The organism is Pelotomaculum sp. FP (assembly GCF_004369245.1).
Classification (GTDB): domain Bacteria; phylum Bacillota; class Desulfotomaculia; order Desulfotomaculales; family Pelotomaculaceae; genus Pelotomaculum_C; species Pelotomaculum_C schinkii.
The window spans coordinates 1-15908 of the sequence record NZ_QFGB01000026.1 but is presented as its reverse complement, the minus strand read 5'-3'; the positions used below and the strand labels follow the sequence as shown (position 1 = coordinate 15908).

At 43.7% G+C, this 15908-nt stretch carries 28 protein-coding genes; 4 read left to right on the top strand and 24 right to left on the bottom strand.

The window, feature by feature from the left end; all coding sequences use genetic code 11:
• Nucleotides 1-3 precede the first annotated feature (3 nt).
• From Psfp_RS11520 to Psfp_RS21670, 23 genes are all read right to left on the bottom strand, one after another.
• Nucleotides 4-633: a lytic transglycosylase domain-containing protein gene (locus tag Psfp_RS11520; protein ID WP_134218690.1), complete on the bottom strand. Its 630-nt coding sequence runs from the start codon at nt 631-633 to the stop codon at nt 4-6.
• On the bottom strand, nt 626-889 hold the full coding sequence (locus Psfp_RS11515; protein WP_134218689.1) for a hypothetical protein: 264 nt from the start codon (nt 887-889) through the stop codon (nt 626-628). The genes Psfp_RS11520 and Psfp_RS11515 overlap by 8 nt, the downstream gene beginning before the upstream one ends.
• A gap of 18 nt (nt 890-907) precedes the next feature.
• The gene (locus Psfp_RS11510; protein WP_134218688.1) at nt 908-2191 is read right to left on the bottom strand and encodes a DUF6273 domain-containing protein; all 1284 of its coding nucleotides are present in this window, start codon (nt 2189-2191) and stop codon (nt 908-910) included.
• A gap of 18 nt (nt 2192-2209) precedes the next feature.
• Entirely contained in the window at nt 2210-3352 is a 1143-nt protein-coding gene (locus tag Psfp_RS11505) for a glycosyltransferase family 2 protein (RefSeq protein ID WP_134218687.1), read from the bottom strand.
• An 86-nt stretch (nt 3353-3438) separates the two neighbouring features.
• A complete protein-coding gene (locus tag Psfp_RS21695) occupies nt 3439-3588 on the bottom strand; it encodes a hypothetical protein (RefSeq protein ID WP_192895394.1) in 150 nt (49 codons plus the stop codon).
• Between the two features lie 58 nt (nt 3589-3646).
• Nucleotides 3647-3811 (bottom strand): hypothetical protein, encoded by a 165-nt coding sequence (locus Psfp_RS21690; protein ID WP_192895393.1) that lies wholly within the window; start codon nt 3809-3811, stop codon nt 3647-3649.
• Between the two features lie 8 nt (nt 3812-3819).
• Entirely contained in the window at nt 3820-3975 is a 156-nt protein-coding gene (locus tag Psfp_RS21685; protein ID WP_192895392.1) for a hypothetical protein, read from the bottom strand.
• A gap of 246 nt (nt 3976-4221) precedes the next feature.
• Nucleotides 4222-4377 carry a hypothetical protein gene (locus tag Psfp_RS21680; RefSeq protein WP_192895391.1) on the bottom strand — a complete coding sequence of 52 codons (156 nt, stop codon included), beginning with the start codon at nt 4375-4377 and terminating at the stop codon, nt 4222-4224.
• A 229-nt stretch (nt 4378-4606) separates the two neighbouring features.
• Complete coding sequence (locus Psfp_RS11500) at nt 4607-5083, bottom strand: hypothetical protein (RefSeq protein WP_134218686.1); 477 nt, start codon at nt 5081-5083, stop codon at nt 4607-4609.
• An 80-nt stretch (nt 5084-5163) separates the two neighbouring features.
• The gene (locus tag Psfp_RS11495; protein WP_134218685.1) at nt 5164-5538 is read right to left on the bottom strand and encodes a hypothetical protein; all 375 of its coding nucleotides are present in this window, start codon (nt 5536-5538) and stop codon (nt 5164-5166) included.
• Between the two features lie 13 nt (nt 5539-5551).
• The gene (locus Psfp_RS21675; protein ID WP_192895390.1) at nt 5552-5767 is read right to left on the bottom strand and encodes a hypothetical protein; all 216 of its coding nucleotides are present in this window, start codon (nt 5765-5767) and stop codon (nt 5552-5554) included.
• 9 nt (nt 5768-5776) lie between these two features.
• Complete coding sequence (locus tag Psfp_RS11490; RefSeq protein ID WP_134218684.1) at nt 5777-6310, bottom strand: replicative helicase loader/inhibitor; 534 nt, start codon at nt 6308-6310, stop codon at nt 5777-5779.
• Nucleotides 6311-6322: 12 nt separating this feature from the next.
• On the bottom strand, nt 6323-7240 hold the full coding sequence (locus Psfp_RS11485; RefSeq protein ID WP_134218683.1) for a replication protein: 918 nt from the start codon (nt 7238-7240) through the stop codon (nt 6323-6325).
• 50 nt (nt 7241-7290) lie between these two features.
• Nucleotides 7291-7848, bottom strand: coding sequence for a hypothetical protein (locus tag Psfp_RS11480; protein ID WP_134218682.1), 558 nt, complete (start codon nt 7846-7848; stop codon nt 7291-7293).
• A 26-nt stretch (nt 7849-7874) separates the two neighbouring features.
• Entirely contained in the window at nt 7875-8801 is a 927-nt protein-coding gene (locus tag Psfp_RS11475) for an ATP-binding protein (protein WP_134218681.1), read from the bottom strand.
• Nucleotides 8802-8915: 114 nt separating this feature from the next.
• The gene (locus tag Psfp_RS11470) at nt 8916-9314 is read right to left on the bottom strand and encodes a hypothetical protein (RefSeq protein ID WP_134218680.1); all 399 of its coding nucleotides are present in this window, start codon (nt 9312-9314) and stop codon (nt 8916-8918) included.
• A gap of 183 nt (nt 9315-9497) precedes the next feature.
• Entirely contained in the window at nt 9498-10070 is a 573-nt protein-coding gene (locus Psfp_RS11465; protein WP_134218679.1) for a hypothetical protein, read from the bottom strand.
• Nucleotides 10071-10337: 267 nt separating this feature from the next.
• Nucleotides 10338-11210 carry a hypothetical protein gene (locus Psfp_RS11460; protein WP_134218678.1) on the bottom strand — a complete coding sequence of 291 codons (873 nt, stop codon included), beginning with the start codon at nt 11208-11210 and terminating at the stop codon, nt 10338-10340.
• A gap of 212 nt (nt 11211-11422) precedes the next feature.
• Nucleotides 11423-11770 carry a DNA cytosine methyltransferase gene (locus tag Psfp_RS11455; RefSeq protein WP_205079562.1) on the bottom strand — a complete coding sequence of 116 codons (348 nt, stop codon included), beginning with the start codon at nt 11768-11770 and terminating at the stop codon, nt 11423-11425.
• 50 nt (nt 11771-11820) lie between these two features.
• The gene (locus tag Psfp_RS11450) at nt 11821-12474 is read right to left on the bottom strand and encodes a DUF2786 domain-containing protein (RefSeq protein WP_134218677.1); all 654 of its coding nucleotides are present in this window, start codon (nt 12472-12474) and stop codon (nt 11821-11823) included.
• Nucleotides 12475-12486: 12 nt separating this feature from the next.
• Complete coding sequence (locus tag Psfp_RS11445) at nt 12487-12684, bottom strand: hypothetical protein (RefSeq protein WP_134218676.1); 198 nt, start codon at nt 12682-12684, stop codon at nt 12487-12489.
• 95 nt (nt 12685-12779) lie between these two features.
• Complete coding sequence (locus Psfp_RS11440) at nt 12780-13100, bottom strand: hypothetical protein (RefSeq protein ID WP_134218675.1); 321 nt, start codon at nt 13098-13100, stop codon at nt 12780-12782.
• 18 nt (nt 13101-13118) lie between these two features.
• Entirely contained in the window at nt 13119-13271 is a 153-nt protein-coding gene (locus Psfp_RS21670; RefSeq protein ID WP_192895389.1) for a hypothetical protein, read from the bottom strand.
• Nucleotides 13272-13372: 101 nt separating this feature from the next.
• Between Psfp_RS21670 and Psfp_RS11435 the strand changes: the two genes are divergently transcribed.
• Nucleotides 13373-13912 (top strand): restriction endonuclease, encoded by a 540-nt coding sequence (locus Psfp_RS11435; RefSeq protein WP_134218674.1) that lies wholly within the window; start codon nt 13373-13375, stop codon nt 13910-13912.
• 305 nt (nt 13913-14217) lie between these two features.
• Here Psfp_RS11435 and Psfp_RS21665 read toward each other — a convergent pair whose 3' ends face one another.
• A complete protein-coding gene (locus tag Psfp_RS21665) occupies nt 14218-14433 on the bottom strand; it encodes a helix-turn-helix transcriptional regulator (protein ID WP_192895388.1) in 216 nt (71 codons plus the stop codon).
• A 112-nt stretch (nt 14434-14545) separates the two neighbouring features.
• Between Psfp_RS21665 and Psfp_RS11425 the strand changes: the two genes are divergently transcribed.
• The 3 genes from Psfp_RS11425 to Psfp_RS11415 all read left to right on the top strand — a co-directional run bounded on the left by Psfp_RS11425 (nt 14546) and on the right by Psfp_RS11415 (nt 15789).
• Nucleotides 14546-15115 carry a helix-turn-helix transcriptional regulator gene (locus Psfp_RS11425; protein ID WP_134218672.1) on the top strand — a complete coding sequence of 190 codons (570 nt, stop codon included), beginning with the start codon at nt 14546-14548 and terminating at the stop codon, nt 15113-15115.
• 6 nt (nt 15116-15121) lie between these two features.
• Nucleotides 15122-15412: a hypothetical protein gene (locus Psfp_RS11420; RefSeq protein WP_134218671.1), complete on the top strand. Its 291-nt coding sequence runs from the start codon at nt 15122-15124 to the stop codon at nt 15410-15412.
• 119 nt (nt 15413-15531) lie between these two features.
• Nucleotides 15532-15789, top strand: a complete 258-nt coding sequence (locus Psfp_RS11415; RefSeq protein ID WP_134218670.1) for a hypothetical protein — start codon at nt 15532-15534, stop codon at nt 15787-15789.
• Nucleotides 15790-15908 lie beyond the last annotated feature (119 nt).

The following is a 15908-nucleotide window of genomic DNA, read 5'->3' as shown; positions in this document are numbered from 1 at the left end:
TTCTTACCTCCCTGCAAACATCATCACCCGTGCTACAAATTCCCTGGTCTCCTTGTACGGGGGCAGCCCGCCATATTTCTCAACCGCCCCCGGCCCGGCGTTGTAGGCCGCCAGGGCTTTTGTGATGTCGCCGCCAAAACGGTCTACCTGAAAGCGCAGGTACTGAGCGCCTCCATATATGTTCTGTTCCGGGTCGTAGGGGTTTACCCCCAGGCCGGCCGCCGTGGCAGGCATCAACTGCATCACGCCGACGGCCCCCGCCGGGGACACAGCGCTGGGGTTTCCACCGGATTCAGCCCGCGCCACCGCCCCCACCAGCGCCGGGCTCAGTCCGACCCTTTGAGCGGCCCGGTTAATCAGCAATTGGATATCTTTCTGCAGCTTCCGGAATGCGGACCTTGCCGTAACGCCGCAGGCAACTTCGGGATAAATGAGGCGTGTTTCCTGCACATTTAATTCTTTTTGCCCCCTGGGGTTTACGGCAGGCAGCTCGGCGCAGTCAAGGTTTACCGCCTGTACTGCCTTGATTTCTCTGCAGTCAATTTGCTTGGGGGCGGCCTGGGCGGCCCCCGAACCTATATGCAAAGCGGCCGATACAACCAAAACGGCCGCTAATTTCTTCGCGCTACTCATAATAAACATAGACCCCTTTTTTGGTTTTCCTCACACTGGGATTCCTGTCCCCGGCAACAAATACGGATGAACGGCGGGGCTTGGATACTTTAGCCTTCTTCGGCGGGGGTAAATACTTTCTTTTGAAAACCTTAGTCGCATTCTCAATGAGCAACCTTGCTCCCACCAAGCCAAAACATAGAGCATATAAAGGCCCCAATACCTTCACTACCGCCCACATCTGCACCAAAACATCCGTGCCGCTGGTATGGAACATACCCAAACACCTTCATTCTCAGAAGAATTTTTTGAACAAACCTGCCTTGACCGTCGTTACCACCCAGGGGCTTGCTTTAAGCGCTAGGGCCAGGGCCAGCAGCCCGCCCGCCGGATAGAGAACGAGGCCGGCATTGTTGATCACGTCCCCCGCCATGGAGGAACCCGGCGTAATAAAGGCGGCGACCTTGACCTGGACGGGTTCGGATGGGTACTGTTCAGCACCGATCAAAGCGACCACCTGTAAGGCATAGGAGCCGGGTTGCGCTTTGTAGTCGTATCGGTTGCCGGTTATACTGTCCACTTGCTGCCCGTTTACCACGACCAGAAAGTTGTCGGCAGCGCCCGTCCAGGACATCTTGATCATTTGGCCGTCGACTCTAGCGGTAAGGACCGGGTTCGGCAGATGCGGGGTTGTTGCAGTGGCGGCGTTGCTCATGTCGCTTTCAATATTTGACGTGTTGTAAGCCTTGATTCCGTAGATGTAGGTTGTGTTTGGACGCAGGCCGCTGTCAATGTAGCTGGTTTCGGCAGCTCCGACACGATCAATTTCCACGTAATCACGGAATATAATATATCCCGCAAGATCCGGCTCAGTATTGGCTTGCCAAGTCAACCGTACCTGGTCGTGTGCATTTGCGCCGGCCACAAGATTGGCCGGGTCCAAAGGCGGGAAAATTTCATTTCCAATAACTTCGTTTGTATCAGAGACTAGAAGATCGGGTTTAAGGTACAGAGTGGGGCGCACGCCACGCGATTTGTAGATGTAGGCGTTATCAATGCCCATGCCTCCGCTGGCATTCACCAGCCAGACCCTACTAGGAGAACCAAGACGAGGAGTCCTTGTCCACCAAATATATCCACTCCCATCGGATGGAAATAGCAAGCGGTAAGCATTGTACTCAGCGTAACTTATGAGGGATATTTTACAAGTTACATCGGCTTGGCTTCCGCTGCCGTTCTCGTATTTGATCTCCCAGGAGTGGTTCTCTATTAAGTCTCTTTGAGACAAGCTGTTGTAGAAAATGTTATTTAAGTAGTATCCTATGTTGTTGCTGTCTGACGGGTTAAACAGCTGCGTATTGTCTGCATCAAAAGCCTTGTCTCCGTCGTTTGAACTCAGGATGATATAAGTTGTACCATCATCTTTTTGATCTAAGATCATCCATTGGTTGCCGGAAAAGGTGATGATTGTGCCGGGGGGTTTGTCATGCAAGGGAGAAACCGAAACCGCTAAAGATGCATCAGGAAACGCAAACAGGAAACCCAATAGGATCAACATACTTTTGATGAACCTCAGCATGGCTTTATACCTCATTGTTCATGGTTGATGCGGCGTCCTCCACCAGCCCTGTTTTCCATGCGTCACCGCTCCGTAAGCCGTAATAGGTATCCAGGTAAAATAAAACATTCCCGCTGTGGCCAGATAAGCCCATGCCCGCACGTTCGTTGTCTTTTCAGCCGCCATCAGGAGGAAATACAATACTGGGACCGACAATATGGCGCTAACGAAATAAATTGGCCCATGCATGAGCAAGGATGTGATGAACGAGCCCAATACAACCAAATGCATCGGTACCCACATGATCCCGTCGAAGGCCCTGAGCGCGCCGGCCACATCCCCCCGTACCCAGCTCCTCAACACCTGAAAAGCCAGCCGGGGAACATACCGCATGGTTACCTGCGTCTGTCCTCTTATCCACCGGAGACGCTGTTTCATGGAGTCCCGCAGCCCTACGGGTTTTTGGTCGTACACTACTGCGCCGGGCGCGAACACCACCCGTTCACCGGCCAGCAGCAGCTGACAGGTATACTCCACGTCATCGACCAGGGTTTTCACGTTCCAACCTACCCGCCGGATGATTTCCGTACTGATACACAGCCCGGTGCCGGCCAGCCAGGCCGATAGTCCCAGGCGGGTGCGCGCCATCTGCAGCCGGCACATATACCAGAACATATAGGCGTAATTGGCCGTGATCCAGGAATCGCCGGGGTTTTTCGTCTCGACATACCCCTGGACGACCTTGTGGCCGGCGGTCAGGTGGCGGTCCATCACGCGGATGAAGCCGGGCTCCACCCTGTTGTCGGCGTCAAGGACAATGACGCCCTGGTATTTTTCCAAGTCTATTTGTTTAAACGCCCAGGCTAGGGCGTGTTGTTTCCCGCGTAACGTTTTATGTTCCCGCCGGAGCACCCTTGCGCCGGCGTTTTGGGCCAATTCTTCCGTCCTGTCCGCGCAGTTGTCTGCAATCACAAATACGTCCAGTTTCCCTTTGGGATAATCGCTAGCCAGGATTGATTGAACGGTTTGATAAATCACTGTTTCTTCATCGTGGGCCGGGATAAAGACCGCCAGGCGGCTTAGGCCCGCGCCCCCGGGCGTGCCGGGAGCCGGGCGGGATATGCCGAGGCTCACCATGAAAAATACCAGGTGATAGAGATAATAGAGAAAAAGTATTGCCACAGGTTGTCCCCACTTTCCAAAAAAGCGGACCGTCAGCAGGTCCGCTTTTTGGTGATGGTCGATGATCTCTTTTGGTTGTCGCCGGATTAGCCGCGCCGTCCGAACGCAGTCTTTGCGGCGCGGATAATCATAGGGGTCGCCATGATACCCAGGCCGATAGCCAGTATCGGCCAGATACCAGTGAAAACGTCTCCGATATAGCCAAGCACGTCGGCCGGAACGATGTTGAGACTCATAACGCATCCTCCTTTTTTATTTATACCTGCTTTATTTATGATCCGCTTCAAGCGGTGATCATCTTCTGTCGTCGATAAACTTGTGCAGCGCCCATCCCAGCCCCCCTATAATCATCATGGCCAGCATAATCGCAAAGGCCGGCGCTACGATGGGCCAGATACTCGCCATGGTGTCTGCAACGGATTTGTAAAGTAGCGTAATGTCGTAATTCAGGTAAGACACTGACTCACCTACTTAGAGGCATAGTGGCGAAAGATCGTGATCAATCCCCCGAAAACAAACAGGGCCAGCAGCGCTCCGATAAAAGGCCAGAGCAAGGGGGTCATACTGCCGAAAACGTTGGCGAATTGCTGATATACTTCTCCCATATCAACATTGAAGCTCACTCCTTACGCCCCCCATCAAACGAATCTAATCATCGTGGCCGCCAGGCCCAACCCGAGAGAAACAAATCCAACCGCTTTAATCACCCAGGGGCAGCTAAAAAACCACATCACGCAATATGCAAAATTGTAATCCATCTCAACTCCACCATCCCCTTAACCGCATTACAAAGTATGCTACCAGGAAAGGCACCAGGAAAACCAGGGTATATATTGAAACCAAGTCGTGTCCGGAAAGTATGTTCCACATCAGATAAATCCCTCACGGTCGGCTATGTCGTACAGCGTTTTAAAACCGAGAATTACTGCTATTATTACTAAAATGCCGGCGATAATCATATCGCCGTAGGAAAGGCTTTGGATTATTTCAAACAGTCCGTGCGGGGTAATAATTTGATATCCCATTTTCATCAACCCCTTGATATAAGCTTAAAACACAAAGCAAGAACTGCACAATGAACAGTTCCTGCAATGGTTTAGGCGTACTTTTTGAATATTAGGCGAATTTGCAAATCTTGGGTCTTAATAATTAGAACGGTGTTTTATTAAACTTAATATTATTATATGTCAAGAAATGTCAAGAGATAATTTGTCTTAAATTTGTCTTAAATTTGTCTCTAAGCTTATCTTTATCTTACAAATTAATGACGTTTTCTCTCGTTAAGCTGTACCTTCGTTTTGATCTATTACCTGGCATTATCTCACATATCACCTCACCCGTGGCTATGAGAGTATTGATGATGTCTGTAAACTCGTTAAGCCTTAATCCTGAACGTTTAAGATTTATATTCATAAGTAATTTACTATGGTCAATTACACCATGCCTTCTGATCATGCCAACGATACGTTGTTTATGATATTCAAGCCGTTCCTTTTTAGAGTACAGCTCCCACAGTTCTATGATTTTTTCTCTGTAGGCGTAAAGAGACCTTTCGGTGTAATCCATCTCTTCTGCAATCAAGCTGATCGTCTTGCCCTCCACATACCTTTTTATGGCAAATTCACGGCTGACATTATCCAGCTTTTTAAAAAAAGAGTCAATATAGCTTTTTTTCAACGGTGTTAGAAAACGATAATTTTCAAGCATAAAGGGATCTTCTTTTTTAGCCAATGCCAGCCCCCCCCCAACTTTTATTCCGGCCGCTTACCCACCCACACACACTATTAATTATTAAAAGAAAAGCTTCGCTTTTATTTGACTGCGCCATTTATCTTTGTTAAAGCAATCTCTTTAAATTCAGCATATCGTACTGTTAGAGACTTACTCATTTCTTCCGGCCTTATCAAGTAGAATAAAGCTTTACCAACTCTCATTTTTCTACCGACAAGACCATCCCTTGCAGCATGGTGGTTTAACAACTCAGCTGGGACAGGCTCATACCCTGTTATCTTAGCTGACTTCAATAACATTTGATAAATTTTGTAATTCAAATATTTTTGACTCCACCGTGCAAATTCCACTATGCCATATCTTCCTGGGTTTTTATATAAACAGGTGTATGGACTTACCCTCCATCTCGTTAACTCTCTGCAAATCTCGACTGCCTTGTTGAATGATTCGCTCATACAATATCACCCCTTACAATACTCCATCTCTCTTAGTTGTCATGCCATCCCTTGACACCGCCTTCACTCCGGCCCACTTATGCCCACAGTATTGGCACCGGTGGTAGATAAGCGTTTTTGCCGGAAATGACTGTACCGACTTGCCCCGGCACTTCGGACAGGCTAAGGATGTCGGTGTTACCCCTCCCCCGATTAATTTGAGCACTGTAATCGCCTCTCTTGTATTCATGTGATTAATCTAGGCTGGTAGGCTCTTGGCTACGCCTCCAATAAAGTTCTTGACGCTCTCCGGCAGTACCGCCGTCTCTTTTTCCCGATTGGCAAATTGCCCGTACATCCGCATAAACTGCGCCCGTACCACGTCGATATTCTCAGACATGCAGATTTCCCGGAAGCCGCCGAAGGCCTGGACCGCTTTCTGCACCGTTTTATCAAGTGTAGCTAACCCCTCGCCTGACCGGTAGTATCCGTACTCTTGAACAGCCTTGATAACCTGCCCCCAGGCTTCAGCCGGCGAGAGGATGAACGGGCTTGAGATTGCCGCCGCCGCTTCCCTGATTTCTGCCACGGTGGGCCAGAATTTAGCCGTGGCTAGCACCTTGGCAAGCGCAGCTTGTACCACATCGTAAGGGATGTCGGAAAGGATTTTCATCCAGAGGACAACTGTCGGCCCCATGTCTTTGTCCTGCAGGTGTGGAAAGTTTGCTAAGGCTATGGCTACAAGTTTTTTGGCACGTTCTTTTTTGATTTTTTCTTCTCTGCTGTCACTCATTTTTAAATCACCTCAAGCATTATAAATAGTCTGAAAACCCCGTGGTATATGTTTTTGTTGTGATTTATTGCTTTGTTCAGCAATCAGCTTATTGATCTGTGTTTTAAAAACCCCTATCCCGTAATTAGACTGCCTTATCCAATCGTCCGTACTTTTAAAAAAGGCATCCAGGTAGGCTTTTAACTGCTCCTCGGATTTCGGTTTAAGCAGGTCCTTGATGATCTTCCCATCTTTACCCCAGTCGATAACCGGGTCCTCGCCAAATTTATTTTTAAACTCCTCAGCATAATACAGGAGCACATTTTTAACCGCCGGGTTCGGCAGCACGTTCAAAGTACCGTTAGGTACTTTATTTTTCTTTAGAGTTTTCTTTAAAACATTTCTTTCTTGATGGGCTTTTTCGCTACCAGGGGGCGAATCCGCCCCCACCCTTGCCGGAGCCGCGTCATTACTAGGTTGATCGCTATTTTGGGCGAATTCTTCCTCACTATGAAGAGGTGGCGAATCCGTCCCCTGGGAATGGCCTTTTTCACCACCAGGGGGCGAATCCGTCCCCTGGGCTTTTTCGCTACCTGGTGACATATTAGCCACCTGTATATTATTTGGTACGTTCTTTTTAACTAACCATTGGTCATAATCTTTATTAAGACCTATCACGCGAGGTGTGTTAAAATCGGCTTCCTTTACCACGGTGACAACCTTATGATCTATTAAGACCTTTAACTCTCTCTTTGCCTGATCCTTATGTATCCCTGTGGCCTTTGAAAGAAACGACAAAGATAAATCGCAATCTTTTCGATTATACCCATAGGTGTATCTAATGAGAATAAAGAGTATTCTTAATTGGGTCCCGTTAAATTTATAAAAAGGGATCATTTCCATTAACTCATTAGATATTCTAGTGAATTGGTTGGGTTGGGGATTTGCCATTAGATCACCTTCGAGCTCTTTTTGCTGTTACATTTACGGCATGTTGCGCATTAAGCAGTTAGCTTGAGGCCCAATTCCTCTTTGAGGACCTCGGCAAACATCGGCATCAATATAGTGGCGAAGGCTTTTACTGAGGCATTGATATCAAAAATAGGGCCATCCACAATGTCGTCCCAACTGAGAACATGATCCGGTATGTTAGATTCAAGCAAAGTACGCTGGGTCATTTCTGCACTATCTGAAAAATCAAGATCACTTAGTACCTCCCATGCCTTTCGGGCTTCCTCCTTGGTGCAGCTGCGCTCCCATCGACTTCTCAGAACATTTTGCTTCCATTCCTTAATAGTCTTTTCAAAATTGAAGCGGCTGGGCTCTTGAGGTGCTACCTTTCTCACAAGGTAATCCCAGTTTCTGGTGATCTCGATAAGAAAATGTTTGAAAGATGGACATCCATGGTTCGGCCAGGCATAGTTGTAATTACCATAGTCCGAAAGACAATTAAAAAGACCGTTGTTTTCATCAATAGTGAATATGCCCCATCCAAATCCCTCTTTAGGCTGAATGTCGTATCTTTCAACCGATGATTTCTTAAACGTAAATTCCTCCATCACATTCACCCCTCTAATTTACATAATTAAGCCATTTTTGCTTTTGTTGAGTTTAAAATATATTGTTTTGCTTCTTTATGTATTTTTTGTTTTATATCCGCACCACTCATACCCTGGGTATCTTTGACCCATTCCTCAATATAAATCTCTAAGGGCAGCCCTTTGGAATAGTGTAATATCAGCTTGCGGCGCTCATTCTCCCCAGGCAGGTCCATGTTTACCACCGTAAACCTGCGCCATATGGCTGAGTCAAGTAAATGCCCGTGGTTTGTTGCGGCTACCAGAAACGAGTCCGGGGAAAACAGGTCAATATTTTGCAGTGTATTAATCACTACCCTGTTCATTTCTCCTACTTCGTTATGGTTTGCTCCCCGCTCTTGGCCTATGGCGTCAAATTCATCCAGAAAGAGCACCACCGGTTCATTATTGGCCGTATCAAATATTTTTTTGATGTTACTTCCGGTACTGCCAAGGTAAGAGCTTATCAGCGTGTCCCACCGTACAAATACCAAGTCCAGGTTCAATTCTCCGGCAATAGCCAAAGCAGTCCATGTTTTCCCTACTCCCGGGGGACCATTGAAAAGTATCTTGTTTGATATTTCCAGTCCGTATTGCTTGAGTTTATCTCTGTTCTTGTATTCTTCCAACACCGTATTTACTGTGTCAATAACAACCGTTGGAGCTATTACATTTTGAAGGCTTATGTCAGACTTACGAATCTCGCACATTCTTTCGTTTGCCTTGTTTAAGGCGGTTAGCTCCTTCAAGGGCTTAATAGTATAACCATCTCGTTTCTTGCCGGCATAGTGGTTAAATGTAGCCCTGATCTTGTTACCTGATATTTCTTTGCCGCTGCCTATTTCTGCCTTGATGATTTTATCAATAATATTGTGAAAGTCATCCTCTGATGTGTAATGAGCTCTTATTAAATCCTGAAGATCGGTATATTTCAATCCCCTAATCCTCCTTTTCAGATAAAGCTAGTTGACTTTTAGAGTATTCCGTTTTCGGGTTGAAACTGGAATAGCAATTTCCAGTTTCAACCCGAATGTCGTAAAAAATGCACACTAACTCATTACCGCAAATAATGCAGCTTGACACCTTTGTTTTGGTGTAGCATGAATTAAACCCCAGGTTTCATCAATAACAATATTACACAGTGCTTTAATATAACTGTTTTGTAATCCTAAATTTTTAATATGCTCTTCCAGTTTATAAGCATCATCGATATTGGTACTAGGATTAAAGTTTATGTCGGGCCAACCAGTGTATTTTTTGCCTTTATATGACACGCCTATATCTGTAGTTTCGTGCATCCAGGCATCCGCCTTTTCTGGTGAACAATTGAATTGCTCCGATGGATTCATCCACCAATTACCTTGAACTGGTATCCACTTATAAACTTTTAAAGCTATTAAGATATTCAGCTCTTTATTGCTTAAAGCAAAAATTTTCGTAATATCCATTACTTACAACTCTCCTTTATTGTTTACCTCCCGGTCTAGTCTCTCGGTATATACTTTTACGAGGGTATTCCCTGGTATTATGTATGCTTTTTCCAGCTGCCCCCGTATCCCATTTAAAGCGCTAAGAGTTATTTGCAAAGTCTATACCTCTTTCTTATTGCTCAGTTTGAACTGAAATATGCATCAAGCGCATGGTATTACAAATTGTTGCTCACCATTCCATATAAACCACGCATAAGCTGCAAAATCCGTTCCTCTACCAGTAAAGCTTGGTCTTTTCTTCAGGGTTATAAGGCTCACGTCTTTATGTGATAACCAAAACTCTGCCCTGTTTTTTGATTCGAGAAAACCAAGTCTTAAAAACATAATTATGTCTGTGTCTGGATAAGTTGATATATCAAACGATTTTTCAATAATCTTTTGCGCTATCGAAAACGGCGGGTTGGTTATTATGGTGCGCGGTGGACACGGCGGAGCATATTTTAAATCCGAAAGTTTAAATTCTAAAAAGTCTTTTATTAATACTTCTTCACAACCTACCTTCACAAGATTGTCATATTCTTCTGGCCTTATTTCTACGGCATAAATACCGCCATCCCAATTACTGCGCTCGTGAATCGCTTTTACTATAGCGCCATTTCCAGCACAGGGTTCCAATATCCAACCAGGTTTTAACTCATAATTATTTAAAAGCACATCAATTGCCGCATCAGGTGTGATATAAAAATCTTTTTCATGTCTTTCTTTCTTTTTCAAAATTATCACCTTACTTTACTTTACAATGCCTATTCTCGCTGAAGTGTTCACCTTCACATCAAGCATCTTTAATTATTTTTTGTCCGCGTGCTTTTCAGTAACTTTTTTAGGAGTTTGCTTTTCTATTGCTTCTATGGCTATTCTCATGGCTTCCTTTTGGGTATCATTCCAGCCAGCCCAAACCATACCAGTCTGTATAATTTTTGCTATCCTGCAAATCCATCCCTGCGCCTCTTTGGCTACGTTATAAAATCGTTGAAGTGTTCACTAAGCACTTATCTTAATCTTAAAACCCCTGCGCTTGAGTTCGCTAATCAATTCTTTATTGCTGGATTGCTGTAATTTTTCTTTCTTGTCCAGATATTCTTTAGGCTTTTTATCTTTCTTTAGCCTTCTAATTTTCAAATCATCCGGCGTTAAGTCGAACAATTCAAAGTCGACTACTTTTGTGTATTTGTAACGGTTTAGAATCGCCCACCACATATTATTAATATTGTGGTAAACAACAACGCGCACCAACCGCCCTGTTGACCTATCACGAAAATATTTAATCTCTCCGTTCCTAATAATTTTCTTATCCCTGTCGGTATGATTGTATGATTCTTTGCATGTTTGACCGTCTAAATCTGATAAATTAAATTCGTCCATTGATTTCTGAGGATGGTGACAACTTTCAACGAAATGTTGTTTTATTTTTTCCTCAACAAGCTTATAGACTGGAACGGTATTGTCCAAACACCCCAAACCTTCTAAGAACACTTTCATGTGGCGGGTTTCGTTAATAAATAAGAGCTTTATAAGATATGGCATCTTTTCAAATTTATCAAAGTCATATCGTCCGCCATTCAGATTTTCAAACACTATGTTTTGGTAAAACTCAAATTTAAACCCTCTTGGATACCTGTCTAATCTGAATTCCAGATCACCTTTCCTGCCGTACCAATGATCTTTTTTTATGATTTTGTGAACATTTTTATCATGCTCAATATACCATCCACGGGACTTCATAAAATTTATAAGCCTATGCAATATTGCGTAATGCGACCACTTTTTATCAAATGGCCCCCTCTCTTCTTCCGTGTCATTTACAAAGGAGAAACTTGCCAAATCTTTATTTGTGCTAAATATATAGCCTTTCACTTCTTAGCCTCCTTATGTCGCATTTTTAACATAATGCGTATTTTCGTTGAAGTGTTCACCATTACATCACGCATGGAACTTGTCCACCATCGGCATAATCCACGCACAATTCAGGCAGATTTGCTCTTACCAGTGCCTTTGGCACCATAGGAGACACGGAATTACCGCATCCAGCCACTTGCGCCGCCTTGGAATATATTTTGCCTTGATCATCACGGTCGATGATGTAGTCTGCCGGGAATCCCTGTGGCTACCCAAGCCAGACCGCGAATCTTTTTCTCTTTTGGTTTACCTCCCCTGGCCTTACTATGATGGGTACAGTCTGGAGAGAGCCAGCACAGCGCCACCGGACGTCCTCCCGTAACCTCCCTGGGGACAACATGCCAAACGTCCTCGCAAAAATGCTTTGTACCCGTGTGGTTCGCTCGATGTATGGCAATGGCCGCAGGATTATGGTTGATGGCTATATCAACTACCCTTCCTGTAGCCATTTCTATTCCCTTGCTCACACCGCCCCAGCCGGCGAAGTTGTCAATAATGAGTTCTTGTTCTTGCATCATTTCAGCTTCTCCCGTGTAGTGCAAAACGTGCAATATTAACACATTAAGAATTAACGGATCATCTTACGTTTTTCGTCAAAATTTCTACCATCGAAGTATCCAGCTTGCCAAGCACTGGCCGATTCACCAGTCGCAATCCGGCTAACCCGGGCTTTTTTTAATTTCTTATCCTCTACTGCTTTAACAACCAGGGCATCCTTGACTAAAACCAAGGCGTAGTCCTTGGATTCAACCTGTTTCTTGAACTTGTCCCGTAGGCCGTTAAGAAAACCTTTCATGTAGTCATTTTTGATTCCTCGTAGGCCGCTCGCCCGCCATCTTTTCGCATATTCACTAGCTAGGTGCACCATAGTAGCCAAAGCATAGAGAAAAACCTCTTTTGCAATTTCTACGTCATCTTTTAACCCGATGAAGTAAATACCTCGCCCTAGAGTTACATAGGGGTGACAGCGAAAGTTCTCGCCAATAATAGCGGAAAGACGTTTCTCATACCAAGTATTTCTATGCTTTTCCGAAATACAGGTATCAACTACCTGCTTATCCTCACCTTTATCCTTCTGAGAACCAACTTCGGTCATTGTTAGCCCATGCTGGGCCATTAACTCCTGTGCTTTCAGAAGGGCTGCTTCTGCCTCTTCTCGATAATTACTTTTTGTTAGCGACAACAACTTGCGAATTTTTTCAATGATTCTTTCTTCTGCCATCTTAACTCACCCCTATAAATTTAAGTTTCTCTCAAACACTGACACAACTTCGCCAGTTGGCTTCTTGACCATATATTTTATACCGAAATTGCCTTCATGCGGGCCACTAACTACAATCAGACTAACGTTTGGTAGATCCTTATGCTCTACCATGTCGCCGGGTACCAAATCGGCAGCCAGCTTCTGCTCCAATGGTTGGGGCTTTTTCAATATAATCACCTTCTCAAAATGGGTCATGTACTTGCCTTTTATCTCGCTTTTAGATAAAATTAATTAGACGTTTTTATTTAGCTGCCTTTGGGCAGTTATTTTTTTGGCCTTCTCACCGTTATTCCCAAGGGTAGTTTGCAGCTCATTACTTCCCCGGTGAATCCGGCGCATGGATAGAATTCACCTATTATAAGTTGCGCCGTTGGGTTTTCGCTACATAGGATAGATTCGTAGCGTCCACCTACCCACGGTCCCGGCTCCATTCTGCCCCAGTCCTCAGTTTCAACATACCGCCCTAATTGAACCTCCAGCATATCACCACAGTGAATATCATCTTCTTTGCCGTTTTGCAGCTCAATATAGTGCCGATAACCGCCACCGTCCTTTTTTAGTCTAAGAATGCCTTTTTTTTCCAAAACGCTTACCTCCTGACCTCATGTTTTTATTAGTATCAAATTAGCTTTTGAGACTCTTGTTTTTGCATTTCTAATTGACTTTTTTAAAATTACAATTCGTTGTTCACATTCCTGGCATAAATCTTTTTCCCTTGAATCTCCGTCACAAATTTTACATTTCTTGACACTCATAGAGTTGTAATCACCCTTTTTTAAAAGGTATTCCATCCTCCATTGTTGAATTTTAGAAGTTGCCTATTCTACTAAAATTCTCTAACGAAGGAGGAATATTTTTGCAATTGAATGGTTGGTCAATGGCATGGGATCTTGTTAAAGCAACGTTTCAAATTTTTTATCTCTTATGGTGGGTATTTGCCTTGGCTATTTTACTTGCAGTTCTCAAAGCTTTACCTAATTGGATCATGAATTACCGCGCCAGGGCAGCCGGTGTTGACAAAGTTGACAAGATGAACGGCGAAATGTTTGAAATTTGGTTAGGTCATCAATTTAGCAAGGCTGGGTATGATGTCAAACACACTCGTTACCAGAAAGATCATGGTGCAGATTTAATTATTACTGCGCCAGGTGGAGTTAAAATCGCTGTTCAAGCTAAAAAATTAAGCAAACGTAAAGATCGGGTCGGAGCTAAAGTCTTAGGCGAAGTCCTTAGAGGTAAAGAGTATTATGACTGTGATCAATCTATGGTAGTTACAAACCAAGGCTATACCGAACAGGCACGAAACGAAGCCAGTAGATTTGGTATAGAACTTATTGACCGTGAAAAGCTAATAGAGTTTGTTAGAAGGATTAATTTAAAAACTAAAAATAAATGAAGTCTAATGGTATAATATGGTTAGGCAATATGGTTATTAGCTTGCAACCGGCTTAACTTCTCCACATGGCTGCTCCTTAATTTCCCTAATTACTGACTCAGCAATTAGACGTATCATGGATTGTTGCCCATGGCTTACGGCTTCCAGAACGCTATATTCAAAATCAGTTGGAACATTATGAGTTATGATCTTTATGGTTTCGCAACGAGATTTGCGTGACATAGGAAACCTCCTGCAACGATGTCATTGACAAGTGTGAGTGCTGCCAACGAAATTTTTTGCATGTTCGGGGGGGTTAATTGAAATCACTCCCCTACCGCCTTAGCTTTGGGGCCTTCAAGAAAATAAGCTATTGAAACGCCTAAGGCATTTGCAAAGGTTTTTAAGTCATCCACATCCATAGAAGTAATTCCATTTTCTTTACGGCTTACTTCCGCTTGTGATAATCCAACTCGAAGAGCAAGTTCTTTTTGAGTTATACCAAGTTTTAATCTAGCCTGTTTAATACGTCTAAAGTTCATATCTACACCCCCAATATATACATTATAAGTATATACACATGACGTATTATTGTCAAATAAAAATATACCTTTAAGGAAGTATTTTTCTCGCTTAAAATAAGCTAATATATACATGAAACGTATATTGTATATGAGGTATGAAATGGACATTGGTTGGAGAATGAAAGAGGCTAGAAAAATAAAGGGGTTTACTGTTGCACACATGGCAGATTTAATGGGTGTAACACAACCTACTATTACAAGATGGGAAAATGGAACCATTGATATACCAAGTTCTGTGTTAATTCGCTACATAAACGCTCTTGGGCTCACTCCAGCTGAGTTTTTTTCCGAGCAATTAAAAGAACTACCACCTGAAATACGTCAAGTATTAGAAAAGATAAAAAAGTTATCACCAAGGCAATTGCAGGTCTTAAACACTGTATTAGATGAATGGAAAATTGAAGATTACAAAGCAGAAGAACAACATCCTATATATAAGCATAATCAGCATGAGCATCAAGAATTTATGCTCCATGAGAATGATGTTTCATACGATATCGATCTCAACAACATCGTCCTGGTCGCTGAAGCAGAAGGCCGCGAAGAGATGCGCCCACTCTCCCCTGAATTGCAGGCTATCGTTAAGGATGCAATAAAGGCATCCAGGCACAAGCGAAAAAAGGAAACAAAGGAAGGATGATATATAATGAGCGAAGAACGCCTTAAGCACATCGAAGAGATGGTGGAGCAGCTTATCCGTATTAGCGGAAACACTGTCGCGGCAATCGAAGAATTACGCAATGGTCAAGAAGAGCTTCGGAATGGTCAAAATGAGCTTCGCGGTGGTCAAGAAGAACTAGGAAAAGAACTTACTGACTTGAAAAAAGAAGTATTACAGCGGCTTGATAATCTGGAATACAATATTGAATATCTTGCCAACAAAGTCACTAAGCATGACATGCAGATCTATCGGATCAAACAAAAAATAATTGGATAAATATAATCTTTTTGCCGCTTACAATACCGTTATTAATATAAAAGTCAGTATCAAAAAAAACTACCGTAAAAACGGTAGTTTTATTACTAAAAACTATAGTTCCATAAATTGGAGGGATAATGGATAACAAGACCGAACACCTATGGCGGCTAATTGATTCCGAAAATATTGACCTCTTTTATTATCCACTACGAAATACTCCTGAAAAAGCCCTTGGCCTTTATATAAGAGACGGTCTTAAAAGCATTATTATTATCGACGAGGAGCTTGACGAGAATAACGTAGAATACAGGTGTGTATTAGCTCATGAGGTTGGTCATCATTTTACTGCTCCAAGGACAAATCTGTTAACAGCCCATACCTGCTACGCGGTTTAAACCCCTAATTTTAGAGTCTACTCCCCTTATTCTCTTGTTTACATAGAATTAATAAATATTGCTCACGGAACAGGAAAACCAATAAGCCTCAATTCATTTATTGTGAACAGCTAAGGCGA

Bases quoted from the DNA above. Each gene is read 5' to 3' on its own strand.
- Psfp_RS21695 (WP_192895394.1), bottom strand. From the start codon at position 3,588: ATGAGTCTCAACATCGTTCCGGCCGACGTGCTTGGCTATATCGGAGAC.
- Psfp_RS11470 (WP_134218680.1), bottom strand. From the start codon at position 9,314: ATGGATATTACGAAAATTTTTGCTTTAAGCAATAAAGAGCTGAATATC.
- Psfp_RS11420 (WP_134218671.1), top strand. From the start codon at position 15,122: ATGAGCGAAGAACGCCTTAAGCACATCGAAGAGATGGTGGAGCAGCTT.
- Psfp_RS11485 (WP_134218683.1), bottom strand. From the start codon at position 7,240: ATGGCAAATCCCCAACCCAACCAATTCACTAGAATATCTAATGAGTTA.
- Psfp_RS21680 (WP_192895391.1), bottom strand. From the start codon at position 4,377: ATGGGATATCAAATTATTACCCCGCACGGACTGTTTGAAATAATCCAA.
- Psfp_RS21665 (WP_192895388.1), bottom strand. From the start codon at position 14,433: ATGAACTTTAGACGTATTAAACAGGCTAGATTAAAACTTGGTATAACT.
- Psfp_RS11425 (WP_134218672.1), top strand. From the start codon at position 14,546: ATGAAACGTATATTGTATATGAGGTATGAAATGGACATTGGTTGGAGA.
- Psfp_RS11520 (WP_134218690.1), bottom strand. From the start codon at position 633: ATGAGTAGCGCGAAGAAATTAGCGGCCGTTTTGGTTGTATCGGCCGCT.
- Psfp_RS11450 (WP_134218677.1), bottom strand. From the start codon at position 12,474: ATGGCAGAAGAAAGAATCATTGAAAAAATTCGCAAGTTGTTGTCGCTA.
- Psfp_RS11510 (WP_134218688.1), bottom strand. From the start codon at position 2,191: ATGCTGAGGTTCATCAAAAGTATGTTGATCCTATTGGGTTTCCTGTTT.
- Psfp_RS11495 (WP_134218685.1), bottom strand. From the start codon at position 5,538: ATGAGCGAATCATTCAACAAGGCAGTCGAGATTTGCAGAGAGTTAACG.
- Psfp_RS21670 (WP_192895389.1), bottom strand. From the start codon at position 13,271: ATGAGTGTCAAGAAATGTAAAATTTGTGACGGAGATTCAAGGGAAAAA.
- Psfp_RS11490 (WP_134218684.1), bottom strand. From the start codon at position 6,310: ATGAGTGACAGCAGAGAAGAAAAAATCAAAAAAGAACGTGCCAAAAAA.
- Psfp_RS11515 (WP_134218689.1), bottom strand. From the start codon at position 889: ATGTTCCATACCAGCGGCACGGATGTTTTGGTGCAGATGTGGGCGGTA.
- Psfp_RS11415 (WP_134218670.1), top strand. From the start codon at position 15,532: ATGGATAACAAGACCGAACACCTATGGCGGCTAATTGATTCCGAAAAT.
- Psfp_RS11455 (WP_205079562.1), bottom strand. From the start codon at position 11,770: ATGATGCAAGAACAAGAACTCATTATTGACAACTTCGCCGGCTGGGGC.
- Psfp_RS11480 (WP_134218682.1), bottom strand. From the start codon at position 7,848: ATGGAGGAATTTACGTTTAAGAAATCATCGGTTGAAAGATACGACATT.
- Psfp_RS21675 (WP_192895390.1), bottom strand. From the start codon at position 5,767: ATGAATACAAGAGAGGCGATTACAGTGCTCAAATTAATCGGGGGAGGG.